Source organism: Tundrisphaera lichenicola (assembly GCF_051175385.1).
GTDB lineage: Bacteria > Planctomycetota > Planctomycetia > Isosphaerales > Isosphaeraceae > Tundrisphaera > Tundrisphaera lichenicola.
In genome coordinates this window covers 989,098-1,014,003 of record NZ_CP195106.1, presented here as the reverse complement: position 1 = coordinate 1,014,003, position 24,906 = coordinate 989,098, and the positions used below count along the sequence as shown (strand labels likewise).

Genomic DNA, 24,906 nt, shown 5'->3' with positions numbered 1-24,906 from the left:
TTGACTACAAGGCGTTTGCCTTACTAGCAGTGTTTGCGATAAGTTTGTATTTCTTTAAGCGTACCGCTTTTTTGGCTTTTGTATTATACATATTGCTCTATCCTTTGGCCCTTTTTTTTGGGAAATCCCAAAACGACTTGTTTACAACTGGCCGTTCGCAATTGCATTCGCGCCCGCAGTGCACGATTTTTTCAGCGCTTTCAAATTCAATCTGTCCGTGTTCACCACAAGCAGTATTTCTTGCCTATTCATCCTATTGTCAAATAACACTCCGGTTCTCATAACCTCAATGACGTTACTGGGAATCATCTTGGCAATTCAATTGGGTCGCAGCTATCGTAAAGCCTACAGATCTGGCGTATTCTCGGGATTATCGCACATCTTGAAGAATGTCAGATTGGGCATTGCTTCCGGAAAGCTAGGAAAAGCGCTCGTCACTCGAATCGAATTGCATGACAAATCAGGAAATACAATCGAGTCACAGTACGGAGACCTCTCGTTTGTTTATTGCACCCACTCAGCGTTCGAGATTATCGCCGCCAAAGTCGATGAAGTGACAAAGAAGCACTACATCGACTTTTATCTCTGCTTTTCTTTCCTCTCGTTATGCATGTCCACGGTTGTGATTTACGCTTTTGAATACTGGGCATTAGAAAAGCTAGACCACACAGCCTTTGCCAGTGCGACTTCGCGAAATTTTTGGCGCTTTTTTGGCTTCAGCCTAAGATCCTATCTCAGCAGGTGGACATGCGCCTACAATACCAGCGTACCTTCCGCCCGCTCTCTTGACTCCATCTCATGGCCAAGGCCCGACTGCACGGTGCTTCGAAACCAGACTATCTCGCCGATGATCAGTGGCGTATTCCTGACGCCTTGTGGGATCGGATCGTGCCACTCTTGCCGCTACGCCCGATCCACCCGCTGGGCTGCCACAACCCCAGGGTCGCCGACCGCAAGGCCATGGATGCCATCTTCTTCGTCCTCCGCACCGGCTGCCAGTGGAACGCACTGAACGCCACCGGGATCTGCTCCAGTTCCTCGGCCCATCGCCGCTTCCAGGAGTGGACCGCCGCCGGAGTCTTCGTCAACCTCTGGGCGACCGGCCTCCACGAGTACGACGAGCTGGTGGGCCTGGATTGGGAGTGGCTGGCGATGGACGGGGCCATGACCAAGGCCCCCCTGGGCGGCGAGCGGACCGGCCGGAATCCAACGGATCGGGGCAAGCGGGGCACGAAGCGGAGCCTGCTGACCGAGGCTCAGGGGATTCCGGTGGGATTGACCGTCGAGGGGCCAATCGCCACGACAAGAAGCCGGTCGAGGCGACCCTGGAGAGTATCCCGGTGGAACGTCCCGAGCCAACGGAGGAGGAGCCGCAGGGGATGTGCCTGGACAAGGGGTACGACTACGAAGATACGAGGGAATTGGTGCGGGAGTTTGGGTTCACGACGCACGTCCGGGCTCGTGGCGAGGAAGCCAAGGAGATCAAGCGTGAGGCGGGCCAGAAGGCCCGCCGCTGGGTGGTGGAACGGACACATAGCTGGATGAATCGGTTCCGGCGATTGCTTATCCGGTGGGAGAAGAAGGCGGAGAATTACTTCGGGATGCTCCACTTCGTCTGCGCCTGGATCACCTATCGGGCGGCGGGCCTACTGGGATAGATTCTAATACTACTCCGTTAATATCAACGGCAATTGCAATGAGCGATCCTTGCAATAGGGGCAATTGTGCCGACAGATCGGGGCCAGCAGCCTCTGCAAGGCACGGCGGATCGCCGGCACCGTGATCACCGGGCGGGTCCCCCCCTTTTTCCCGGCCGGGCCGGGTCTCGTTCCTCGCGTTCTCGCTCCAACGCCAGGAACCCGAAGGCCAGCATCACCAGGCAGGCGTGATGATGAAAGCCACGCCAGGAACGCCCCTCGTGATGGTCCAATCCGAGTTCTTCCTTCATCTGCTGATAACCTTGCTCCACCGGCCAGCGGCTCTTCCAGAGCCGGACCGCCTTGATCCGGCTGGTTCGGCCCGGCAGGTTCGAGATCGCGTACTTGATCTTGCCGTCGGCCTGCTCCTCGATCAGCAGCCAGACCGGCTCGGCCCCGGCGCACTCGCCGGTGGCCCAGCCCCCGCCGGGCCAGACCCGAAGCCAGGCGAAGCGGCCCGACAGCTTCCCCTTGGTCCCCTCGCGCCAGGTCACCTTCCGCAGCGGTGTCGAGGCGGCCAACTCTCGCAGGCTCACCGGCTTCGGGGTGCCGGCCTTCAGTCGTGATCGCCGTCGCGGCCGCCCGCCGGACCCCGGCGGTCGGATCGCCGGCCCGGGGACCTCCCACGACGGCTCCTCGGTGAAGACCACCATCTCGTCGGTCACGCCCACGATGTAGGACAGGCCGCGCTCGGCCAACCCCTCTCGGAAGAGCCCGGAGACGCCGTAGCCGGCATCGGCCACCACGAGCCGGCCGGGCAACCCCTCGGCCCGAACCAGATCGAGAAGCTCCAGGGCGATCTGGCCCTTCGTCAGTGCTCGTCGTTGCTCCCGGGGCACGCCCGCCTTGTCGAGCCGCTTGGAGTCATCGAGCCAGGCCTCGGGCAGGTAGAGCCGCATCGCCAGCGGGTAATGGCCCTTCGGGGCGACGTAATGAACCGAGGGTGCGACCTGGCAGTTAGCCTTCTTGCCTTGAGCCCCGCAGTACTGACGCTGCACACCGACGGAGAGCTTGCCCTGCTTGGGGAAGCTCGTATCGTCAATGACGAAGATGCCGGCCGGAGAAGCGAAAGACTCGGCCATGACGGAGCGATGACGCTTCCAGACGGCCATCTCGTCCCAGGTGCTCTGGCCGATGAACTGCTGGAGGGCCTGGTCGAGGTCGGCGACGACCAGGCCGGTCGGGAGGGTGACCTTGCGCGAGAGCGGCTCGATGCTCTTGCGGTCGCCGTCGAGGATCAGTCCCTGGAGGTAGACGCCGGAGTATTGGGCCTGTCGGGGCCGGTTGAAGTCGTCGCGGAAACGGGCGGCGTAGGCGTCGAGCCGTTCGAGGACTTCGGGTGCGAGTTCGGGGATATAGGTGCGATTCATACCCTGCATACGAACCGGCCAGGCGTTCCGTTCGTATCAGATAACGGAGTAGTACTAAGTACGCCAACTTCTGCGGGCGTCTCCAAAATCAAATCCGTTAGTACGGCCGCTGAGCTAATCTGCTATTCCCAAGCAATTATTTGCAGAATAACACTCTTCTTGATTATGACCTTCACAATATGTACCGTGTCCCGCTCTCGCTACAAAGAGGAAACCGAGAAATTCATCAAAGAGCTTGAATCGACCGCCAATGCGGTCGCCAATAGGCTTCACTCCGAATTGAAGTTAACTCTAGATGAAGCAGAACAGTGGACACTAACACAAAATCCAAAAATTGTTCTATATATGCGCAACGCTCGTGGTTTGGACATGGTGTCCATAATTCCCCCTACCGAGTTCAGTACTCCGCCTGTTGAAAATCATGAGGACATTCAATCGACGGATGGACCAATCTCGGAAAGCGAGGAAATACTTGATTAGCATTATACGCATTGACTGATATCACAAGATGCAACAGCCTCTATCTGCAGGGGCGATGATGCTCGACACAGGCTTCGCGACATTCTGAAGTAAAAATTACACCAGACGCCAAAGCAGAAATTGGTACAGAAGATCACTGGCATGCACTCAAAAAGGAGGATGCTTTCGCCCTGAGTGCGTTTTGGTAGATGCGGATCAGCTGTTAGAACTGAACCACCGACCGCCTGGAAGGCGGTGGGTTCGGCAGTCGGCTGAAAGCCCGACTGGGCACCACAACGCTACGCATCAGTCACCCGGAAATCATCATCCCCCTTCTCCATGTCCTGCGTCCGGATGTATTCCATGATCACGTCGTCCGTCACGTTCCCCGAACTCGCCACGAAGAAGCCCCTCGCCCAAAGGTGCCGGCCCCAGCACTCCTTGTTCAGGTGGCTGTACTCCTGCAACAGCCGCCTCGAACTCTTCCCCTTGACCCGCTGCATCAGGTAGCTCGCCGACACGTGGGGCGGGCAGGAGACGAACAGGTGGACATGGTCGATGCTCACATGCCCCTTGAGGATCTCGACCTCCAGCTCCGCACAGATCGTCCGAACGATCTGGCGGAGCCGGACGCCGACTTCGCCCCGGAGGAGCTTCTTGCGGTATTTCGTGATCCACACCAGGTGGAACTTGATGTCAAGCCGAGTGTGGGCGGTCCGTCGGTAGTGCTCCATCACGCGAACGTACTGCAAGTGGTCGCCTGAAGGCGAGGGATTTTAGATCCCAGGAATGGACATGAAGCTGTTCGATCAAACAACTCGAAGCCCTCATCAAAGAGTGCTACGAGCATGGTGTGATCGAAGAGGCATGACTCACACCGACCTAAGGGCCATTTGTGATTCGCTCAACGACGAGCGGGCAATCCAAGCTCGCCCGTTTGATTGGGTGGAATTCTTCCACCGTGTGCCAAAGGCTGAAAGGCAAGGGCCGTATCATCCAATCCGACGAATTAACGATCGGACAGACCGATAAAACTCTGCCACCTCAGGTTGTTGGTGATCCTGCTTCGTTCAAAGGATAGAAAGTTGGTGCTCCCCACAGTTCTGCCATAGCAACCAATTACATCTGGCAACAACCGTTCTAACGCCAACACAAACCCTTGCAGCAAATAGGCTTCGGAATGGAGACGAGGGGGATCGAACCCCTAACCTCATGGTTGCAAACCAAGCGCTCTCCCAATTGAGCTACGTCCCCGAATCGAGAACTATCGTAGCGAGACCTCGTGGTTTTTCCAAGATCAAGGATCGCATTCTTACTCGGACTAAATCGAGGGGACATCCAACTTAGGATCGCCGATTCGATAACTTCCCGAAGTCATGATTCGCTCGGGACCGCCCTGTAGTTCCACTTCGGCAGGATCTCGTCGAACACGATCTTCATGTCCTCCTTGAACCCTGCCGCATACTTCCGCCCCGTCTGGTACACCTTCTCCAGGATGTCCACCGTCACCCGCAGCCCCGTGCTCGTGCTCGCCTTCTCCATCAACTCCTTCACCAAACCCACGCTCTCGAAGATCACGCCCTGGCAGGCTCGGGTCAGGTGCGGGAACAGCCGATGCTCGATCGGGTTGTATTTCGAGCAGTACGGCGGGTAGTGCGCCACACGGATCTCGATGCCGAGCCGATCGACCAGACCCTGGAGGTCCTCCTTGAACAGGTACTGGCTCGCACTGTTGCTGCCGCCGCCGTCGCACAGCAGCAAGATCGAGGTCGCACGGGGATAGCGGGCTCGGCCCTGGCCCTCCCACCACCGCTCGATGCTGTCGCAGGCGAACTCGCCCGTGTCGTGGCTGGTCCCCAGGTTCACATGGCCGTCGTTCTCCTTCACGTCGTACAGCCCGTGGGGGATGACCACACCCTCGGCGAAGCTGGGGAAGTCATGGTCGAACGTCCCAATGACCCCTTGGGTCAGGAGGTGCCCGGCCCGGTAGAAATTGCCGATCAACTCCTTCTTCTTGGTGTCGATGCTCACGATCGGGTTGTCGGTCCCGAGATACTCCCCCTTCAGCCGGGCGATGTTCTCGAACTGCTGGTTGCGGTCGGGATGCCCGCCCATCGCCCTGGCCTTCTGGGCCTTGCGGGTGACGTAGCCGTGCTTCTTGAGCAGTTGCTTGACCACCGGCACGCTGACTGGGGTGCCCGCCTCGGCCAGGTGGCCGGCGATCTGCTCATAGTTCAGGTCGGTCCAGCGGACCCCCTGCCGCATCGGGTCACCGGCCGTGCGATCCCGGAGCACCCGGAGGAAGTTCTCCTCCAGGAGCGGGATGGAGCCTATGCACGGCTTCGGGCCGCCCCTTTTTTACGAACCCGATCGCCGAGCCCGTCAGGGAGTCGATCCAGGTCCTGTTGGCCCTGGCGGATCGTCTTGGGATCGCAGCCCAGAAGCGTGGCGATATATTCGGTGCCCCCATGGCCGAGCTTGGCGGCCTCGATGGCCGCATATCGCCTGCGGTCCTTCTCCGAGAGCGAGTCGTGGAACATCCGCATCGAATGCTCGATCTCGGGGCTGTACGTCATGGCTGGGCGTCCGTTGCGAGGTCGTGATCGTCCTGGCTACGGTTATACGATGCCGAAGGCGTATCGGGAAGTTATCGAATCGGTGGTCCTTAACGGTCCGCGTCGATCGGGATCAGGCCGCCTGGGTCTCGTTCAGGAGTGCGCGGGTCGCCTCGTGTAGGGGATCTTCGAAGATCTGGCCGGGGGGGCCGGATTCGAGGACCCGGCCTTCTCCGAACACGTGGACCGTGTGCGCGACCTGGCGGGCGAACTTCATGGCGTGGGTCACGACCAGCATCGTCAAGCCGTCTCGGGCCAGGTCGGTCATCACGGCCAGGACCTCGGCGGTCATCCGGGGATCGAGGGCGCTGGTGGGCTCGTCGAAGAGGATCGCCCGGGGTTCCATCGCGAGGGCTCGGGCGATCGCGACCCTTTGCTGCTGACCACCGGAGAGTTCCCGAGGCCGGGCGTCGAGCTTGTCCATCAGGCCGACCCGACCCAGGAGCCGACGGGCCCGATCCTCGGCCTCGAGCCGGCCCAGGCGCAGGACCTGCGTCGGTCCTTCGGTCACGTTCTGGAGGACCGTCCGGTGCGGGAACAGGTTGAAGCCCTGGAAGACCATCCCCAGCTGCAGGCAAACTTGTCGGTTCAGCCTCGGGAGTTCGCGAGCCGGCGTGTCGGATCCGACCCGCAGGCCGTCCACTGTCACGCTGCCGCCCTGGAACGACTCCAGGCCGTTGAGACAGCGGAGGAACGTGCTCTTGCCGCTCCCGGAGGGGCCGATGATCGCCGCCACCTCGCCTCGGGTCACCCGGAGCGTCACCCCTCGGAGGACCTCGAGCGTCCCGTGCCTCTTGACCAGGTCGAGCGCCTCGATCATCCCACCACCCCCATCCTCGGCCCGGCGTCCAACCTCCGTTCGACCCATCTCGAAAACCTCGACAGAGGCAGGCTCATCGCCATGTAGAGAGCGGCCGTGGCCAGGCCGAATTCGAGCACCCCTCCCTGGCTGTTGAAGAGAATCGAGTACTGCTTCGTCAACTCGGTCAATGTGATCACGGAACAGACCGACGTATCCTTGAACAAGGCGATGAAGTCGCTCGTCACCGGCGGGATCACGATCCGGACCGCCTGCGGGACGATGATCCTTCGGATCGCCTGGCCCCGGGACATCCCCAAGGCCAGCGCGGCCTCCATCTGACCTCGGGGGATCGCCTGGAGTCCGGCCCGGTAGATCTCGGCCTCGTAGGCCGAATAGTTGATCGCCAGCCCGGCCACTCCCGCCGCCCAGGGGGAGAGCGTCACCCCGAATTCGGGCAGGACGTAGAACAGGACGTAGAGCTGGAGGATCAGCGGAGTTCCCCGGACAACCTCGACATAAGCCCCCAGTGGCCGGGCGACCAGGCTCGGCCCGTAGACCCGCCCGATCGCCACGAGAAGGCCAATCGCCATCGCCAGGGGCATCGAGGTGCAGGACAGGAGGATCGTCGTCAAGGCCGCCAGGAGGAGGTTCGGCCCGAACCTCCAGAGCAGGCCCAGGTCGAAATAAGATCGGGCCGGGACGACGCGATCGCTCGACGAGCGCAATGGACCCCGGAGCGCCTCCTGGGCCTCGTTCCAGAGGTCGTACTTCTCGTAGATCGCGCGAAGCTCGCCCGAGCTGATCAGGCGACCGATGGCTTCGTCGATCGCATCGCGGAGCCGATTGTCGGATTTTCGCGTATAGATCACATAATATCCGCAACCCAGGGGCGGGCCGGCCAGTCCCAGGGATTCGCGAAACTCGGGCCGCTTGACGTAGTGGCGAGCGGCGGGAAGATCCTGGAGTGTGGCGTCGATCTGCCCGTTCCGGACGGCAATCATCGCGCTGGTGGCACCGTCGAAGGTGGCGATCCGGAGGTTAGGACCGGCGAACCGCTGGGCGTAGAGATCGCCGGCCGACATCCCCAGGACGCCCACTTTCCAGGGGCCTCCGCCGGGTCGCGGGAGGTCGAAATCCGCCCAGGACCGGACCGGGCCATCGGGCCGGGCCATCAGTTGGAGCTGGTAGATGTAATAGGGACGGGTGGCCAGGAAGTCGCGAGCCCGGGCCTCGGTCAACTCGTAACCGTTGAGCACGATGTCGATTGCGCCCCGGCCGAGGACCTGGAGCAAATATTCCCACTGGACCTGATGGAAGTCCGGCTCGACCTTCAATTCGCGGGCGATCCGCTCGATCAACTCGGCCTCGAATCCGACCCTCCGATTGGAGTCATCCCGATAAAAATAAGGCGCACCTCCTTCCTCGTCGGAGCCAAAGGCCAGGCGGCCCGAGGCCCGGACGCGGCCGAGTGCGTCGGCTTCGGCAATCGAGGATTGGGAGATCAGCGAGGCCAGGAATAACGCGAGGAGGAGCGAATTCTGGAGGGGGCCAGGGAGGGATCTGGTCGAAGTTGGAGGGGGTGGATCATCGTCAGGAGCGGGATCGAGAGCCGAGACACCGGACAATTCGCCCATCAAGACCCTTCCTTCCTCGCCCATCCCGGGTGTTGTTGATCAAGCGGTAGTGTCCCAGGACCATTGCACAGAAGCCATTGTCAATAATTCGCCCTCTCCCCTCGGGAGAAGATGACCGGAGGCTGGGTGAGGATCTCCTCCGATCCGCCTGGCGGGTTTGCCATGTTCCTGGAGGGGAACCACCGTTCAAGCGACCTCAAATGATTCGGATTCGATCCCGATAGGATGGAGGAACATCGATCCGATTCAGAATATCGGGATGCCCGGACGCCGCGAATGAGACGCGAGCAATCGGCCTACCGGGATCACGACTCATCCATGGCTGGTCCCGAGGTCGCCATGATGCGACCGGAGTTTCCGGACCCGTCGGACTCGCCGGCGGACATCGCGGGGCACGCGGGCCAGTCGGAGCCTGGTGAAGTTGCCGACCAGGAACTTGTGGCCTCGCCAGTGGATCCGACGATTGATGAGTGCGTCGAACCAGACCGGCAGGAGGAACAGGTCCTTGATCGGGCTGAGGGCCAGGTGGCGGAACCGGGGGATACTCCCCCGAAGCCTTCGGGCCTGCGCGGCGTCGCGGACGATCCCCAGGCCGACCAGGACCAGCAAGCCGCCCCAGGCCAGCCCCGACTCGCCCGAGAGTGCCCAGACCAACCCGACCACGGCCAGGTTGAACATCGGCTCCATCACGAACGTCGAGAGCGCCAGTCGTCGACGGATCTTGAACCATCGCGAGTGCCGATTCAGGAACCAGCGGAAGCTCCGGTGCCGGTTCACATTCTCGATGACGTGGTGGCTCAACCGGATCGAGTAACCCGCCTTGCGAACGCGGATGCCGATCGCCTGATCCTCGGCCAGAAGATTCCGGACCGAGGCGAACCCGCCGATCGCCTCCAGGACCCGGACCGGCAGCATCATCGACTTGCCGACCACGCAGGTGATGCCCAGGACCGAGGCCGTGGCCACCCCCCCGGCGATGATCCCGTTGAGTTGCAAGTTCTCGAGCGCCGCGCCCGAGTGGTCTTCCTCGACCCCCGCGAACAGGTTGGTGACCAGCCCCACCCCCGGCTCGGCCAGGTAGCAGGCGGTCTCTCGGAGATAGCTCGGGGCGACCCGAACGTTAGAGTCGCTGATCAGGATCGTGTCATGCTTCCGGTGACGATCCATCGCCGCCAGGCTCTCGACCTTTGGATTGAGCCCGAACGCCGGACAGCCGACGATCAGGCGGGCGTCCTGGTCGGGAAACTCGGCGAGGAGTTGCTGGACCAGCGGGATTGCAGGGTCGTCGGAGTCGGCCACGCAGAAGAGGATCTGGTAGGTGGGATAGTCGAGCCGGAAGAAGCTCCGGAGGCAACTCTCCAGGTCTTCATCCAGGCCCTTCAACGGCTTGTAGATGGTGATCGGCGGCGTGTAATCCGCGAGGCCTCGACGTTTGCGAGTGACCCAGAACAAGCTGGCCATGGCCAGGAGGGTTGTCGCGACGGCCACGATCGCGACCAGCCCGAGCAGGAGATTGCCGTAATAGTTAACCATGAGGTAGGACGATCCCCGGCGGGTCCCGCCGCCGTCGGTGAGGAGGGGATACGACCAGAATCGACGGGATGGAGCAACCGCGACGGACACCGTCGACCGAGTAACCCTCGGGCATCATCCGGAGGGCGACCGGCCCCCGCGTCGGCGGGGGGCGATCTGGTAGATTTAATTTATCGCAATCCGCCGATTTTGGCAAAAGGAATCAAAATCGACCGGTTGACGAATCAAATCGACGTTCCGACGCGACGAGGCCCTGCCTGATAGATCGTCGGAAATTGGCCGGGAGTGTCGCCAAATCGGCTTTCGAAATGAGAAACACTCAGGCCTGGGGCGGTTTGGACCCGGGTTGATCCTTCGACGGATCGGAGACGGCCTTGGGCGGCTCGGCGGGTTGTTGCGGGGCCTCCAGGGTCGAGGCTTCCTCCTCGGCGCCGTGCTTCAACTCCCGCTCCCCGAAGATTTTCTCGAAGTTCGGGAATCCATACTTACGAACGATCGGGCCGCTCATGACCGGGTGGCTCCTCGGTAAGGCTCGATGGCGGATCGGTCGGTAACTCTCGAATCGATCGGGCAGCCGGGAGGACGAGGGCGGGGCCGCTCGCCCCGGACTACTTCACGAACCGGAGCGCGACGTAAGGGATCAGGAAGAACATGAAGATGCAGATCTTGTAGAAGATGATCCCGGCATACTGGATCATATCGAAATGCTCGTCGGTGACGCCAGCCCACCGGCTGACCCGGTGCATTAATCGTCGGCCGAAGAAGAACGCCCCGCTCCAGATGGCGAGCATCCCAAAATTGATGATCCCGGACCAGAGCAGGACGTTGCCCAAGGTATCAATGCTCATGAGACCGCTCCCATCGAAGAAGGACGGTGCGCGGGCGTTCGGGCGATGGCCAGGCATCCGGCCGATCGGGCGTCGATCCTGCCCGGACGGTCGGGGCCCCATCCCGATTCTTACCGCTTCACAGATAAGTTCGGGATGAGGCCTCGAAAATTCGGACGGGCCAGGCCCCGCTTCAAGCTTTCTTGGCCTGGGCCTCGGCGAAGGCCGAGTCGAAGCCCCGGCCCGACGAGGTGAAGCCCATCTTGGTCCTGGTGAACTGGGCGGCCTCGGCGGCGCCGAATTCGCGATCCATCCCGGGGTCTTCCCACTCGATCGAGAGCGGGCCTTCGTAGCCGATCGTGTTCAGGGCCCGCGCGATCTCCTCGAAATCGACCTGGCCCCGGCCCGGCGACCGGAAGTCCCAACCTCGGCGGGGATCGCCGAAGTTGAGGTGCGAGCCGAGGATGCCCGTCTTGCCGTCGAGCGTCCGCGCGGCGTCCTTGACGTGGACGTGGTAGATCCGGTCGGGGAAGGCCCGGATGAACGCGACCGGGTCGACGAACTGCCAGAGGAGGTGGCTCGGGTCGAAGTTGAAGCCGAATTCGGGCCGATGGTCCATCGCCTCGAGCGCCATCTGGGCCGAGTAGAGGTCGAAGGCGATCTCGGTCGGGTGGACCTCCAGGCCGAACCGGACGCCGACCTCCTTGAACACGTCGAGGATCGGGTTCCATCGCTCGGCCAGGAGCTTGAAGCCGTCGGCCAGCATCTTGTCGGAGACCGGCGGGAACGAGTAGAGCAGGTGCCAGATCGACGATCCGGTGAATCCGTTGACCACCTTCACGCCCAGCTTGGCGGCGGCCCGAGCGGTGTCCTTCATCTCCTGGATCGCCCAGGCTCGCTTCTTCTCGGAGTCCCCCCGGGCCTCCGGCGGCACCCAGTCGTCGGTCCGTTCGTCCAGGATGTCGAGGACCAGCTGGCCGGTCAGGTGATTGGAGATCGCCCAGCACTTCAGGCCATACTTGGCGAGCAGGTCGTGGCGGCCCTGGCAATACTTGTCGTCGGTCAGGGCTTTCTGGACGTTGAAGTGGTCGCCCCAGCACGGCAGCTCGATGCCGTCGTAGCCCCACTGGCTGGCCTTCTGGCAGATCGTCTCCAGCGGGAGGTCGGCCCACTGACCGGTGAAGAGGGTGACGGGTCGAGCCATCGTGCGCGTACTCCGAGTTGCGTCGCCTGGGGTCGGGGAGCGGGTCATCCGAATTCACCGAGAGGTAAGACGCAAACATAAGGGGCCACGAGGGGAATGTCAACGATTTGACGCCCGAGGGAGGGGCCGCGATAATCGGACGCTCCGGCCTCAGCCCCGGCCGCCCGACCCGAGGATCCGATGCCCACCCGCGCCGTGCTGTTCGACTTCGATGGCGTGATCGCCGACACCGAGAACGTCCACGTCGCCGCCTGGCAGAGGACCTTCGGCCAGATGGGCTGGCTCGAATCCGACGAGACATGCGCCCGGGCCGCCGAGATCGACGACCGTGCCTTCTGCGCCGAGGTTTTCGCGAGGAGGAAAATCGACGGCGGAGACATCGAGGGGTGGGCCCGCCGAAAACAGGAGCTGACGATTCGGATGCTGCTCGACGCCCCTCGTCTCTATCCGGGGGTGGCCGATCTGGTGAAACATCTGGACGGTAAGGTCCGCCTGGCCGTGGCCACAACGACCTGGCGAGCGAACGTCGAGGCGGTTCTCGGCTCGTCGGGCCTCTCTGGCGCGTTCGAATACATCATCGCCAAGGAAGACGTGAAAGCCCTCAAGCCCGACCCGGAATGCTATCGACTGGCAGTGGCCCGGCTGGGACTGAACGCTGGAGAAGTGGTGGCCTTGGAAGATTCGCCGACCGGACTGGCTGCCGCGTCCGGTGCGGGAGTGAGAGCCCTCGCCATCGGCCACCGGAGGCCGTCGGGGGATTGGTCGGGCGAGTCGGCATTTCTGCCCAACCTGTCGGATCTGGAAGCCTTGAACCGGGCCATCGGACTGGGCCGGGATTGAATCGTCATCGATCCAGGAGTTCCTCAGCCCTGGCCCCGAGATCATTCGGCTCGGCATCGAGCTTCAGACTGGTCCGCAAAGTCCCGATCGCCGCCACTCCCTGAAATATCCGGGCCAGGGCTTCGGGCGAATCGGCCTCGATGTGCCAGGTGGCCTGGCCCTCGGGGATCGGGCCGTAGGTCGGGTCATTCGAGATCCGGATGATCCCATGAGTCGTGAAGTAGCGATGGGCGAAGAGCCCCCATTCCCTCGATCCCGGCCCTGTCCTGAAGTTGTTCGCCAGTCGTTTGAAGTCGGCCGGACCGGGCTCGACGTCGAGCGCTTCAAGCTGGAGCCGGTGGCCGCCGGTCTGGAACCGCCAATCGGTCATCGCGTCGAAGACGAACTCGGAGAACGTCCTGGCGACGGGTTGCCAGGCGATCGGCCCGGGCTGATCCGCGTCGGAATCTTCGGTCTCGTAGGCCGTGCCGCCGCCATCGCTGAAAACCGGAGGGTCCTCCGAGCCATCGAGACGGACATAGCAGGCGGTGACTCCCTGGTTCGCTATGGAGATCAGATGATGTCCGTCCTCCACCCATTCGGGATCGCCGAGCTTGCGCAAGGTCGACCGATCGTCGGCCTCGAATCCGATCAAGCAACATCCGGCGCTGTTGACAGCGAAGAGTCCAAAGATCCCACGGAGTTGGAGCAACTCCACGACCGAGGCGGGGAAAGACCTCCCGAACGCCTTCTCTCGCTCGAGGATGATCCGCTCGAAGGGCTTCGAGACGACCGGCTGGAGATTGAGCATCTCGAAGAGCGGGCCGTGAAACCGCAGGATCGGGTCTCCTCCGGTCCACCGTTTGAACCCGCGAGGGAGCGGGCTCATTGACGGCGGCACGACATCGACCTCGGCGGTTGTCTCCCGGGCCACGCTCGACCTGGGCGGGGTTTCCCTGGGCCAGCCGAACGAATCGAGGACCTGAATGGCTTTCTCGCGCGAATCCTTCCAGAGTTGCGATCCCTGGAGAAACGCGATGCTGGAGCATTCACGGGCGGGATCGCCGCAAACACCGTCCAGGATTCGTTTGAGTTCCTCCAGGGCCGATCGAACCTCCGGGGTGGCCTTCTTTGACCGGGCCCTAAGGACCTTGCCCGAGCAATGGTCGAATCGGCCGGACAGGGCGTGATGGATGCAGATGCCCTCGTAGACGGAGGCCTGTTCCTCGATCGAGAGCGCGATACCCTGGATGATGTAGCAGAGTTCCTTCTCGGCGAAGCTTCGGGTGTCGGGATCGTTCATGGGATGGCCCTTGCCTGGTGAATGTCAGGTCAGCCCGGCATGGACGGCGGCCTTCATCTTCTCCAGGCCGGTCTTCGCGACTGTCAACGCGTCTTGCTTCCAGTACTCGCGATTGAACAACTCCAGTGACAGATGACCGTGGAACCCGATTGACTGGAGCGCCTTGAAGATGTCCGAGAGCGGTGCCACGCCGTCGCCGGGATAGACCCGATCGGCGTCGGAAAGCTGATCGCGAGGCCGGTCCGGGTAGTCGTTCATGTGGATCACCGGGATCGCGTCGGGGCCAAGCAGGTGGAGCCCGCCGAATCCGGAGCCGCCCTTGTGGATGTGGTAGATATCCGCCAGGATCGCCGCCCTGGGGTGGCCCGACTCGATCGCGACCATCGCCGCCTCGCCGAGACGGCTGATCGGCTTGGAGAAGCCCCAGATCTCGACCAGGGGCGTGACCCCGAAACCGTCGCCGATCTCCAGGAGGGCCCGGTAACGCTCGGCCACTTTCCGAAGGTCGAGGTCGGCCTGTTCGGTCGCCCCGAAGGGAGGGGCGGCGATCCGGGTCCCTCCCAGCTGGCGAGTCATCTCCATGTCGTGCCGGGCCTGTTCCAGGCCCTTGGCCCGACGTGCCTCGTCGTCGACCGCCCACTCGAAGAAGCCGATCACATCGACGATTGCCACGCCCAGGTCGCGGGCCTTCTTGCCCAGGTCGACCATCGAGCCGCCGTCCTTGACATGCTGCTCCATCTCGCGGGTCCAGGGTTCGATCCCGGAATATCCCACCTTCGCGACCAGCTCGATCTCCTGCTCCAGGGTGAGTTTCTGGCCGGAGATCGTGCTCGTGTTCATCGCGAACCCGAACGGCTCGGGGGCCGAGTGGACCGCCGATCGTGCCGGAGCCCCCGCCACCAGGCCCGCCCCGATCGCCCCCGCCGAGGCCGCCAGCCAACCGCGTCGCGTCATCTCGATGGTCACGATCCCATTCCCCCAGTTATCCTTGATGGTCGCCGCTCCGAGCGGTGCCGATCCTAACTCATGCCGAAGGAGGATGCCACGAGAAGGAGCGGCAGGAAAAACGGGAGTCCCTGCGACGCCGCCACGATAACCCGCAACCCATTCGGGGAAAACAATTTCCGATGCTCGCAGGCGAGCCGCCGGCCACCCTTCACCCTTGTCGGCCCACCTCGATCTGGATTAAAGTTTTGTCTCTCGATGGGGGACTATTGCCAGATGAACTCAGCAAATGGGGAAGATCGAGTGTCGGCATTCCTGGAGTCGGCCCTCGATCGGCCCGTCAAGCGAGGCAAGGTCCGCGACGTCTACGACCTGGGCGATCGCTTGCTCCTGGTCGCGACCGATCGGATCAGCGCCTATGATTGGATCCTGCCAACCGGGATCCCCGACAAGGGGCGGGTCCTGAACGGCCTGAGCGACTTCTGGTTCAGCCGGCTGGAGATCTCCCATCATCGGCTCTCGACGAACATCGACGACGCCGGGCTCGACCTCACGCCGGAGGTCCGCGAGGCCCTGGTCGGCCGGTCGATGATCGTCCGGAAGTACGAGGTCGTCCCATTCGAGTGCGTCGTCCGGGGCTACCTCTCGGGGAGTGCCTGGCGCGAGTACAAGGCGAGCGGCACGGTCTGCGGATCGCCCATGCCCCCGGGCCTGGTCGAGTCGTCGAAGATCAAGCCCATCTTCACCCCGGCCACCAAGGCCGAGTCGGGCCACGACGAGAACGTCTCGATCGAGGTGATGGCCAAGGCCGTCGGCGAGGAGCTGGCCTACGAACTGGCCTGTCTCAGCCTCTGCGTCTACAGCGAGGCCGAGTCGTACGCCGCCTCGAAGGGCCTGATCCTGGCCGATACCAAGTTCGAGTTCGGACGCGACCCGGAGTCCGGCAAGGTCGTCCTGATCGACGAGGCGCTCACGCCCGACAGTTCCCGCTACTGGCCCAAGGCGACCTACAAGCCCGGCGGCCCTCAGCCATCGTTCGACAAGCAATACGTCCGCGACTGGCTCGACGCCTCGGGATGGGATAAGGCCAGCCCTCCGCCCCCGCTGCCCGATGACGTGGTGGCCCAGACCCGGTCCAAATATATTCAAGCTTACGAGACCCTGACGGGACGTCCGTTCCCCTGGAAGTGACATGCTCCGCTACCTGACCGCCGGCGAGTCGCACGGCCCGGCCCTGACGGCGATCGTCGAAGGGTTCCCCTCGGGAATCACCCTCGACTTCGAGGCGATGAACCGCGAGCTGATCCGCCGACAGGGCGGATACGGCCGAGGGAAGCGCCAGACCCTGGAGACCGACCTTGTCAAGGTCGAGTCCGGGACCTATCACGGCGTGACCACCGGCGCCCCGATCACGCTCCGCCTGATCAACAACGACGCCAAGCTCGAACGGTTGCAGGAGCCCCCGTCCCCGCGAGGGGGGCATATCGACCTGGCCGGCTCGATCAATTATCAGACCGGAATCCGCCAGGTCCTCGAACGGGCCAGCGCCCGCGAGACGGCCCTGCGAGTGGCCGTCGGTGCTCTGGCCAAGCTCCTCTTGCGAGAGCTAGGGATCGGCGTCTTCGGCTACGTCCGAGAGATCGGCGGCGTGATCGCTCCCGGCTGGCCCGAGTCCGAGTTCGACGAGTCCGCCCGCGACGCCAGCCCGGTCTACACCCTGGCCCCCCGGGCCGATGCACAGCTGATCGCCGCGATCGACGAGGCGAAGGCGAACGGCGACACCCTGGGCGGGGTGGTCGAAGCGGTCGTGACCGGCTGTCCGATCGGCCTGGGGAGCCACGCCCAGTGGGATCGGAAGCTCGACGCCCGGCTGGCCCTGGCCGTGATGAGCATTCAGGCGATCAAGGGGGTCGAGATCGGTCTGGGGACCGAGGCCGCCCGGAGGCCCGGATCTCGGGTGATGGACCCGATCGCCTACGATCCCGATCATCCCGAGGACGACCGCCGGATGGGCTTTCGACGGCCCACCAACAACGCGGGCGGGATCGAGGGGGGCACATCGAACGGCGAGCCGATCGTGGTCCGCGCCTCGAAGAAGCCGATCAGCACCCTGGCCGCTCGCGGCCCGTCGATCGACATGGCGACCAAGACCCCCCGGCCCGCCGCCTACGAAAGGTCCGACGTCTGCGCCGTGCCGGCGGCCAGCGTGATCGTCGAGAATGTGGTGGCCTTCGAGATCGCCGCCGCCGTGGTCGAGAAGTATGTGGGGACCAGCCGCGTCGCGATCCAGGCGGCCATGAAGGCCATGCACGACCTGAACCGTCGCCACCTGGCCGAGAACTGGAAGCCTCCGGGAAGTTAAGACTTCCGGGCAGCCGGGATTGGCCGGGCGGGCCGGGGAGGTCGGCAGCATCGACGCCCTCCCTCGACACGCCCGGCACTGGTCCCGGCCGCCCGGGCGACTCAGCAGTTGAACGGGATTTTCACCCCATTTTCGTCCAGCAGCTTGCCGCTCTTGATGGTCACCTTCTGGCCGTTGAAGCGGGTCAGCGAGAGGGTATTCTCCTCGTTGTAGTCGGTACTCTGCTGGAGGAGGATGCAGAGCGCCACCTGCTCGCCGAGCTTCAGCGACTGGACGTAGTCGCTCCTCCAGTGGACCCCCGCCATGTTCCGGCCGATGGCGATATTGGCGGCGATCTTGTTGAGTTCGCCGCCGATCGTCAGGTCCGGGCCGACGTAAGGATCGAGTGCCGTCCCATCCAGGTTCGACCTCACCGGGTTCGAGACGGCCGCGTCCTCGTCGAACCAGGCCTTCAGGATCGTCACGCAGGCCCCGGCCACGGTCGCATGCCCAGCGCCGTAGGAGGGATGGGTCGGGCTCCCCTCCGGGAAGGCCATCGGCATCAGGTAGGTCCCGTACTTGTCGAAGGTCGCCTGGACCGCGTCGGAGTTCAGCACATCGTCGTGGACCGGGTAGTCGGCCGTGGTCTTCTGGCCGGTCTTCACGAAATGGACCAGCCCGCCGTAGGCCTCCGGCCGGAGTCGAAGGTGGACGAACCATTTCTGATACCAGACCGCTTTCAGGGCGCGGGTCGCGACCTCGGTCACCAGGCTCAGGAGATGCGGACCGCCGAAGGTGCCGAAGCCGATCTGCTTCGTCGACTTGCCCGGCGCGTAGGGATTACCGGGGTCGACCGGGGCATTCATCCCCAGCAAGATCAGCGCTGCATTCAGATAGGCCTCGTACAGGGCATCCACATGCACATACTGGCCCAGGTCTCTCATCGACCGGATATGGCGGCGATTCGGGTCGTACTCATCCTGGGGAACATCCTCGCTGCCATCCTGAATGGCCCTCCAGCTCTCCTCGCTGGTCAGATAGTCGATCCCCGGCACGACCGTCCTTTGCAATTGCGAAATCGTCAGGGATCCATAGGGGATATCCTTGAGGAGGAACTGCGAGACGAACGGCCCGGCGAGATCCCCCCGGGCGTTCCCCCGGAAGATGGTGGCGGGAGTGATCCGGCCCATCGGGTCCCTGGGCCCGTGGAAATCCGAGAGGGCCGAGAGATCCGTCGCCGCCCTCGCGACGATGGGGTCGCTGTGGAATCGGGCGAAGGGGACATCCCGAAGCAGGGCCATCCAGTAAAGCTCGACCGCCTCCCCGGCGGCCGCCGCACTATCCAGCCTCGGCGCGGCACAGATGCTCAATTCGGCCGGATCGGGCCCTTCGGTATCCTCGGCGAGGCCCGCCTGGGGGTTCACCAGCTTGCGAGTCCCGCCCAGTTCGATCGCCTCGAACTGGGAGGGTTGCCGACCATCGAGCGCGGCCCGGAGGGTCGCGAACGACGCCAGATCCACCTCTCCAAAGTTATTATGCTTCAGGCCCTTATGGAAGTTGCCGATCTTCGACGCATAGCGGGCTTCATCACCGTTACTGCCCAGGGCACAGGCCCGGTCGAACTCGGATTCAACCGGAGACGTGGTTGCCGCCGCGATCACGGCCGCACCGGCTTGAGTCGCGGGTCTCGGATGCTTATCGAGCACACTGCCGGCGGGACGATCCGCACCATTCCCGAGCATACTTTTCGACTTCGGCACTGGACTGAACCACCGACCGCCTGGAAGGCGGTGGGTTCGGCAGTCGGCTGAAAGCCCGACTGGGCACCACAACGCTACGCATCAGTCACCCGGAAATCATCATCCCCCTTCTCCATGTCCTGCGTCCGGATGTATTCCATGATCACGTCGTCCGTCACGTTCCCCGAACTCGCCACGAAGAAGCCCCTCGCCCAAAGGTGCCGGCCCCAGCACTCCTTGTTCAGGTGGCTGTACTCCTGCAACAGCCGCCTCGAACTCTTCCCCTTGACCCGCTGCATCAGGTAGCTCGCCGACACGTGGGGCGGGCAGGAGACGAACAGGTGGACATGGTCGATGCTCACATGCCCCTTGAGGATCTCGACCTCCAGCTCCGCACAGATCGTCCGAACGATCTGGCGGAGCCGGACGCCGACTTCGCCCCGGAGGAGCTTCTTGCGGTATTTCGTGATCCACACCAGGTGGAACTTGATGTCAAGCCGAGTGTGGGCGGTCCGTCGGTAGTGCTCCATCACGCGAACGTACTGCAAGTGGTCGCCTGAAGGCGAGGGATTTTAGATCCCAGGAATGGACATTAAGCTCCATCGGGATATGTTTCGCTTCCCGATGTCCCATACCGACTGGGTGCACTCTCGGGACGACGAAAAAGGACAAAATGTCGAAATATCGGAACATTGATGATGCTATTGAAATTCAAACTTGACTCGAACTCCGACCGATCGAGCCTTGAAAGCCGGTCTTTTCAGGCCATGACCCGCGACCGATCTTGGCCAGGGGCGAGCATTCAACCTCGATGGGGGGAATACCGCGCGGGTCAGTAGGGCGGCCGTTGGGAGCGTCCACCGAGGGTCACTTCGATGCCGTCCGCCCGGACCACCGCCTGGATCTCGAACATCGTCCCAGGCCCGATCCCCATGCCCGAGTTCACGTAGAGGTCCAGGGTCGTCGTGCCGGAGAACGTCCCTACGGTGTCGACCTGCTCGAGTGTCACGACCTTCCCTTCGTGGACCACGCCGACCGACCAGAGATTCGGAGTGGCCTTGGTGACCCACTTGTTGAAGCCGCTGGTGATCGTCAGCCCCTTGATCAAGGTGTCGGGGGGGAGGTCGAGGACCAGCCGAAAGTGCTGGTCCGGGTTCCGATCCGGCTTGTCGTGGTTCCCGTGGCCGCCGAGATAGTCCGAGTCGGCATCCAGCCATTGGAATGAGCGGATTTTCGCCTCCCGGATCGAATCGGCCGGGATCGGGTCCGGGGCGTCGGGGGTCTCCACCGGGGAGCGCGGCGGGATCTCGTTGGTCGCGGCCGTTGGCTGGTTTGGAGCCGGAGAGGCCGCTCCGCCGTCGATCTTCCGGAGCCACTCGATGGCCCGGGAGATCCCCGGATTCATCATGCTGTTGTAGTGATCGCCCCCGGGCACGACCTCGAGCGTGACCGACTTGCCCATCTGGCGAAGCCTCTCGGCGGAGGCTTCGCTGTCCTGGACCGGGACATTGCCGTCCCCCTGGGCATGGAAGAGGAAGAGGGGGCAGGCGAGCTTCGACTCATTGTCCTTGGGCGAGTAGCGGGTCGCCAGGTCCAGACAGCCGAGGGCTTGAATGTCATTCATCGCCGGGCCGAAGCGCTTCACGAGGTCGATCGCCGGGGCGAACGCCACGCACCCCTTGAGTTCGGGCGCGTGCTCGGCGAACAGCATCGCCATGGTCCCGGCCGAGCTATGACCCGCGGTGTAGACCCTATTGGGATCGACCGCAGGGACGCGCTCCCGGAGGAACGCCAGGGCGATCGCGGCATTGACCAGCCCGGCCCGTGCGGCCTGGAACTTGCCGATCGCCTGGCGGAGCCGGGCCTCGCTCGGGTCCTGTTCCTCCAGCCCCCCGTCCAGCTCATACGCCAGGACCGCGAACCCCGCCCGGACGTAAGGGACGTGTTCGGGTCGGTCGCCGTCCGAGAGCGACATCCCGGTCAGGAGGTTGCTGCCGGCGCCGGTGATCATCACGCAAGGGAGCGATCTCGGGGCGTGCTCCCCGGTCGGCCGGTAGAGCCAGAGCTTGCCGGACCAGCCGGGCTGACTCCCCCCGGGCAGGCGGACTTCCTGGAACGTCACGCCCGGGTCCAACTCATGACCGGGGCCGGCCTCGGGGAACGGCGGGATCACGGTGGGGGCTACCGGGCCACCCATGGCGGGATTGGCGAAGCCACCGGCGTCGGCGGTGGCGACCGGCTGGTTGTTCATCCTCGGCCGGATCACCCGGTTGTAGATCCTCAGGCTGAACCCTCCGAGGACCACGACGACCGAGAGGATCCCGCCGACGGATTTCTTCCAGGACTCTCCGTTTTTTTCATCCTTCCGGGCCGCTCCCCCGCGAGGCCCGAACAGGAGCGAAGGGTCTTTCCTGGGCTCAACCACGCCGGGATCGGCCGCTATCGATGAGACCGGTTCTGGCGGGGCGACGTCTTCGAGTCCATAGATGTTGTCGGGTTCGTCCTCCTCGTCCGGGAGAGGGACCCGGAAGACCTGCCCACAACTCTTGCAGCGAGCCTTCTTGCCGGCGACCTCATCCCCCAGCGAATACCCTTTCCCGCACCCCGGGCAATCGAACGTGATGGCCATCGACGACTCACCTCCGAACCTGCTACCCGCCCTGCCCCACCATGGAAGTGAGGAGGACTATATATCAAGGCTCTCCTGGATGCATCCAAGGACTTTTCGGAATTCTGGAAGGGGAAGTGTGGGGATGACGCTCCGGTCTCGCGATCCTATTCAGGAAGTGATTCTGCCGATGCGAGATCCCCGAGGGACTTCGAAAGCGATGCGTGGTTTGCAACGAGGAACACTCGCGATCGAACTCCCGACGGCCCGGTCGTTTGGCAGATCGAACCCATCCTGCCGTCAGAACGAACCCACTACCCGGGGTCAGAACGAACCCACTACCCGGGGTCAAAACGAACCCATTTTTCCGTCGAACCCATGTGTGGCTCGAAACTTGCAACGATATCGACACTTCTTTGACATGCCGATCGAAGCCATTCCGAGCGCCAGAACGAAGCCAACTCGGCGGGGTCGGAAAGGTCGGGAATCATGGGGTGGTTCGGATGCTCGGCACCCGACTCGGGAATCGCTCTGGGCAGAATTCGGATGTTTTGCTAAGGTCCGGACCGCACGTCGCCGAGAGCCGCATCATCGAGCCTTCATCGCGATCGGGATATCCCGTCAATTACGCGGACCCAAGGATGGGGGATCACCCATGAGGACGCCGATCATCGCGGCGGCCGTCGCCGCCTCACTGTTCGTTACCGAAGCCCAAGCCCAGCTATTCAACCTCGGCCGCAAGACCGCCCCGGCGAAGGCCGACCCGAGCGTCAAGCAGGCCAGCACCGCCCCGGTCGGGGCCACGTCCGCATCGGCCGTGAGAGAGGTCGAGAAGCAACGCAACAACTTCGAGGCCCCCGAGCCCGAGCGGATCGAGGACATGCGGTCCCAGGTGCCGCTCCCCCAGGGGCCGCTCGAACCGTACCTGATGACCAAGCAGAACGGGCCGTTCATGGTCCTGGCCTACACCTTCCGAGGGCCCGACGCCCCCCGGCAGGCGCTGGCGTTGACCCTGGAGCTTCGCGAGAAGTACCAGCTGCCCGCTTACATCCTGCTGCCCAAGAAGTACCCCGGCAAGAGCAACATCCGAGGCGTCCCGCCCCAGGCCCCGGCGTTCGCGATGAAGGACGACCTCGGCCTGCCCGAGCTGATCCGGACGCTCGACGAGGCCGCCGTGATGGTCGGCGACGAGAAGACCACCAAGGATGCGTTCGACCTGATGCACAAGATCAAGAAGCTGCATCCGGTCTGCATCGACGGCGTCCCGCAGATGTGGCATTTCCGGAAGGGCCAGGGCCTGAGCCGGGCAATCACCACGACCAACCCGCTGGTCCCCGCCGAACAACTCTTCGTCCACCAGCCCGACGTCCTGCTGGGCAAGATCAACGATGGCCCGCACAATATTCGCTATTGCCCGGGACGCTTCACGCTCCAGATCGCCGCGTTCACCGGCCGGTCGACCTTCGACCCCGAGAACGACCCCCGCTTCAAGGGGGTGATGGCCGCGATGAAGAGCCCGCTGGCCACCGCCGCCGACGACGCCGAGCGGCTCGCCGACGCCCTCTCGAAAGACAAGGACATCGTCAAGACGGGCTTCCAGCCCTACGTCTACCACGACCGATTCTCCAGCCGGGTCACGATCGGGTCGTTCAACTCGCCGAACGACCCGGCCGCGCAGAAACTCCACGACCGCCTGATCGAGCTGGCCGTCGACCTCAACAACCGCAAGGTCAGCGACAACCTGATCGTCCCGGCCAACGAACTGCTCGACCTGAAGGAGATCAAGCCCCAGCTCGTGCAGGCCCCCTCGGCCACCGCCCGGAGATGACCGATCCGGGAGGAACCATGACCGGGGATGGGTTGTCGGCCCCATCCCCGATCGGCCATCATGAATCGGCCGGCGATCGCCGAGCCTGATGGAAGAATCCCGACCCAGGACCCGAGCCCGTGACCGACCGAGCCATCCCTCTCATCCTGGGGACGAGGAACAAGAAGAAGGGCCGGGAACTCGCCGAGTTGATCGCGCCGCCCTGGGAATCGAATCCCCGGATCGCCCGGCTGGAAATCCGGACCCTGGACGCCTACCCGGACCTGCCCGAAGTGGTCGAGGACGCCGAGACCTTCGCCGGGAACGCCCGGAAGAAGGCCTCGGAGACCGCCCTGGCGGTCGGAGCCTGGACCCTCGCCGACGACTCGGGCCTGGCCGTCGACGCCCTCGGAGGTGCCCCCGGTGTCTACTCGGCCCGGTATGCCGGCGAGCCCTCCGACGATGAGGCCAATAATCGGAAGCTCCTGCAAACCCTCGACGAGGTCCCCGAGGATCGTCGAGGGGCCGCGTTCCTCTGCTCCCTGGCGCTCGCAGATCCCTCGGGCGTCATCCGCCTGGAGGCCCAGGGGACCTGCCGGGGGCGGATCATCCGCGAAGCTCGGGGGCCGGGTGGGTTCGGGTACGACCCGCTCTTCCTGATCCCCGAATATCACAAGACCTTCGGGGAGCTGGGAACCCTGGTCAAGCACCAGCTCAGCCACCGGGCCCGGGCCTTCGCCCGGCTCCGGCCCGAGCTCGATCGGTTGATCGCCCGGGGAGAGATGGGATAGTGCGATCGACAAACCATCGCGCCGTTGCCCTTGACTCGCCCGGTTCCAGACCCTAAATTGGTGGTTTCCCGATCCTTGGCCCAGGCTCAAGGTCGCCGTGCGCCGACGCGTCGGACGCGTTACCGTCAGTTCACAGGACACCTGCGTTATGCCGCGGAAGAAATTCGGTCGAAACCGGAAGAACCGTTGCCGGTTCTGCACCCCTGAAGGATGCCCGCGCCCGGCCTATGTCGATTACAAGGACATCGGGCTCTTGAAGAAGCTCTGCACGAACCAGAGCAAGATGTTCTCCCGGAAGCGAAGCGGCAACTGCGCGGCGTTCCAGCGAGCCTCCAGCGACGCGGTCAAGCGGGCCCGCTTCATGGCCCTGATCCCGTACGTCGGCGAGTAAGCCGGGCTTCAACCGTTGGCA

At 63.4% G+C, this 24,906-nt stretch carries 23 protein-coding genes and 1 tRNA gene; 8 read left to right on the top strand and 16 right to left on the bottom strand.

Features of this window, described 5'->3' with window-relative positions; genetic code table 11:
- The first annotated feature begins 798 nt into the window (after nucleotides 1-798).
- Nucleotides 799-1,658 (top strand): IS5 family transposase gene (locus P12x_RS03930; protein WP_435009526.1). Its coding sequence is split into 2 segments (ribosomal slippage): nucleotides 799-1,285 and nucleotides 1,285-1,658, totalling 861 coding nucleotides; the frame shifts between segments, so codons are not numbered across the junction.
- A gap of 125 nt (nucleotides 1,659-1,783) precedes the next feature.
- Here P12x_RS03930 and P12x_RS03925 read toward each other — a convergent pair.
- On the bottom strand, nucleotides 1,784-3,067 hold the full coding sequence (locus P12x_RS03925) for an IS701 family transposase (RefSeq protein WP_435009525.1): 1,284 nt from the start codon (nucleotides 3,065-3,067) through the stop codon (nucleotides 1,784-1,786).
- A gap of 186 nt (nucleotides 3,068-3,253) precedes the next feature.
- Between P12x_RS03925 and P12x_RS03920 the strand changes: the two genes are divergently transcribed.
- The gene (locus P12x_RS03920; RefSeq protein WP_435009524.1) at nucleotides 3,254-3,547 is read left to right on the top strand and encodes a hypothetical protein; all 294 of its coding nucleotides are present in this window, start codon (nucleotides 3,254-3,256) and stop codon (nucleotides 3,545-3,547) included.
- 278 nt (nucleotides 3,548-3,825) lie between these two features.
- On the opposite strand, the gene tnpA (P12x_RS03915) is transcribed toward P12x_RS03920, so the two are convergent.
- The 10 genes from tnpA (P12x_RS03915) to P12x_RS03870 all read right to left on the bottom strand — a co-directional run bounded on the left by tnpA (P12x_RS03915) (nucleotide 3,826) and on the right by P12x_RS03870 (nucleotide 12,141).
- Nucleotides 3,826-4,260 carry an IS200/IS605 family transposase gene (gene tnpA / locus P12x_RS03915; protein WP_435011759.1) on the bottom strand — a complete coding sequence of 145 codons (435 nt, stop codon included), beginning with the start codon at nucleotides 4,258-4,260 and terminating at the stop codon, nucleotides 3,826-3,828.
- Nucleotides 4,261-4,707: 447 nt separating this feature from the next.
- Nucleotides 4,708-4,780 (bottom strand) — tRNA-Ala (locus P12x_RS03910).
- A gap of 120 nt (nucleotides 4,781-4,900) precedes the next feature.
- Entirely contained in the window at nucleotides 4,901-5,842 is a 942-nt protein-coding gene (locus P12x_RS03905) for an ISAzo13 family transposase (protein ID WP_435011641.1), read from the bottom strand.
- Between the two features lie 14 nt (nucleotides 5,843-5,856).
- Nucleotides 5,857-6,102, bottom strand: a complete 246-nt coding sequence (locus P12x_RS03900; RefSeq protein WP_435006007.1) for a hypothetical protein — start codon at nucleotides 6,100-6,102, stop codon at nucleotides 5,857-5,859.
- Nucleotides 6,103-6,214: 112 nt separating this feature from the next.
- Nucleotides 6,215-6,961 carry an amino acid ABC transporter ATP-binding protein gene (locus tag P12x_RS03895; RefSeq protein ID WP_435011760.1) on the bottom strand — a complete coding sequence of 249 codons (747 nt, stop codon included), beginning with the start codon at nucleotides 6,959-6,961 and terminating at the stop codon, nucleotides 6,215-6,217.
- Nucleotides 6,958-8,577, bottom strand: coding sequence for an ABC transporter substrate-binding protein/permease (locus P12x_RS03890; RefSeq protein ID WP_435009523.1), 1,620 nt, complete (start codon nucleotides 8,575-8,577; stop codon nucleotides 6,958-6,960). The genes P12x_RS03895 and P12x_RS03890 overlap by 4 nt, the downstream gene beginning before the upstream one ends.
- Nucleotides 8,578-8,889: 312 nt before the next feature.
- Complete coding sequence (locus P12x_RS03885; protein ID WP_435009522.1) at nucleotides 8,890-10,200, bottom strand: ceramide glucosyltransferase; 1,311 nt, start codon at nucleotides 10,198-10,200, stop codon at nucleotides 8,890-8,892.
- 229 nt (nucleotides 10,201-10,429) lie between these two features.
- Nucleotides 10,430-10,618, bottom strand: coding sequence for a hypothetical protein (locus tag P12x_RS03880; RefSeq protein WP_435009521.1), 189 nt, complete (start codon nucleotides 10,616-10,618; stop codon nucleotides 10,430-10,432).
- Nucleotides 10,619-10,718: 100 nt separating this feature from the next.
- Nucleotides 10,719-10,958 (bottom strand): DUF6868 family protein, encoded by a 240-nt coding sequence (locus P12x_RS03875; protein ID WP_435009520.1) that lies wholly within the window; start codon nucleotides 10,956-10,958, stop codon nucleotides 10,719-10,721.
- 172 nt (nucleotides 10,959-11,130) lie between these two features.
- Nucleotides 11,131-12,141, bottom strand: a complete 1,011-nt coding sequence (locus P12x_RS03870) for a sugar phosphate isomerase/epimerase family protein (RefSeq protein WP_435009519.1) — start codon at nucleotides 12,139-12,141, stop codon at nucleotides 11,131-11,133.
- A gap of 180 nt (nucleotides 12,142-12,321) precedes the next feature.
- On the opposite strand from P12x_RS03870, the gene P12x_RS03865 reads away from it, so the two are divergent.
- On the top strand, nucleotides 12,322-12,981 hold the full coding sequence (locus P12x_RS03865; protein WP_435009518.1) for an HAD family hydrolase: 660 nt from the start codon (nucleotides 12,322-12,324) through the stop codon (nucleotides 12,979-12,981).
- A gap of 4 nt (nucleotides 12,982-12,985) precedes the next feature.
- Here the strand turns inward: P12x_RS03865 and P12x_RS03860 are convergent, their stop codons facing one another.
- Together P12x_RS03860 and P12x_RS03855 are read right to left on the bottom strand one after the other, a co-directional pair.
- Nucleotides 12,986-14,263: a hypothetical protein gene (locus P12x_RS03860; RefSeq protein WP_435009517.1), complete on the bottom strand. Its 1,278-nt coding sequence runs from the start codon at nucleotides 14,261-14,263 to the stop codon at nucleotides 12,986-12,988.
- A gap of 24 nt (nucleotides 14,264-14,287) precedes the next feature.
- Nucleotides 14,288-15,229, bottom strand: coding sequence for a sugar phosphate isomerase/epimerase family protein (locus P12x_RS03855; RefSeq protein WP_435009516.1), 942 nt, complete (start codon nucleotides 15,227-15,229; stop codon nucleotides 14,288-14,290).
- Between the two features lie 255 nt (nucleotides 15,230-15,484).
- Between P12x_RS03855 and P12x_RS03850 the strand changes: the two genes are divergently transcribed.
- Both P12x_RS03850 and aroC read left to right on the top strand, forming a co-directional pair.
- Entirely contained in the window at nucleotides 15,485-16,399 is a 915-nt protein-coding gene (locus tag P12x_RS03850; RefSeq protein WP_435009515.1) for a phosphoribosylaminoimidazolesuccinocarboxamide synthase, read from the top strand.
- Between the two features lies 1 nt (nucleotide 16,400).
- Nucleotides 16,401-17,570: a chorismate synthase gene (gene aroC / locus P12x_RS03845; RefSeq protein WP_435009514.1), complete on the top strand. Its 1,170-nt coding sequence runs from the start codon at nucleotides 16,401-16,403 to the stop codon at nucleotides 17,568-17,570.
- A gap of 101 nt (nucleotides 17,571-17,671) precedes the next feature.
- Here the strand turns inward: aroC and P12x_RS03840 are convergent, their stop codons facing one another.
- From P12x_RS03840 to P12x_RS03830, 3 genes are all read right to left on the bottom strand, one after another.
- A complete protein-coding gene (locus P12x_RS03840; RefSeq protein ID WP_435009513.1) occupies nucleotides 17,672-19,291 on the bottom strand; it encodes a vanadium-dependent haloperoxidase in 1,620 nt (539 codons plus the stop codon).
- 92 nt (nucleotides 19,292-19,383) lie between these two features.
- The gene (gene tnpA, locus P12x_RS03835; protein ID WP_435011759.1) at nucleotides 19,384-19,818 is read right to left on the bottom strand and encodes an IS200/IS605 family transposase; all 435 of its coding nucleotides are present in this window, start codon (nucleotides 19,816-19,818) and stop codon (nucleotides 19,384-19,386) included.
- Nucleotides 19,819-20,120: 302 nt separating this feature from the next.
- Entirely contained in the window at nucleotides 20,121-21,917 is a 1,797-nt protein-coding gene (locus tag P12x_RS03830; RefSeq protein WP_435009512.1) for a prolyl oligopeptidase family serine peptidase, read from the bottom strand.
- Between the two features lie 634 nt (nucleotides 21,918-22,551).
- On the opposite strand from P12x_RS03830, the gene P12x_RS03825 reads away from it, so the two are divergent.
- The 3 genes from P12x_RS03825 (at nucleotide 22,552) to rpsR (ending at nucleotide 24,885) form a co-directional block, all read left to right on the top strand.
- Nucleotides 22,552-23,724, top strand: a complete 1,173-nt coding sequence (locus P12x_RS03825) for a hypothetical protein (RefSeq protein WP_435009511.1) — start codon at nucleotides 22,552-22,554, stop codon at nucleotides 23,722-23,724.
- 119 nt (nucleotides 23,725-23,843) lie between these two features.
- A complete protein-coding gene (rdgB, locus tag P12x_RS03820; protein WP_435009510.1) occupies nucleotides 23,844-24,494 on the top strand; it encodes an RdgB/HAM1 family non-canonical purine NTP pyrophosphatase in 651 nt (216 codons plus the stop codon).
- Between the two features lie 148 nt (nucleotides 24,495-24,642).
- Complete coding sequence (gene rpsR / locus P12x_RS03815; protein WP_435009509.1) at nucleotides 24,643-24,885, top strand: 30S ribosomal protein S18; 243 nt, start codon at nucleotides 24,643-24,645, stop codon at nucleotides 24,883-24,885.
- Nucleotides 24,886-24,906 lie beyond the last annotated feature (21 nt).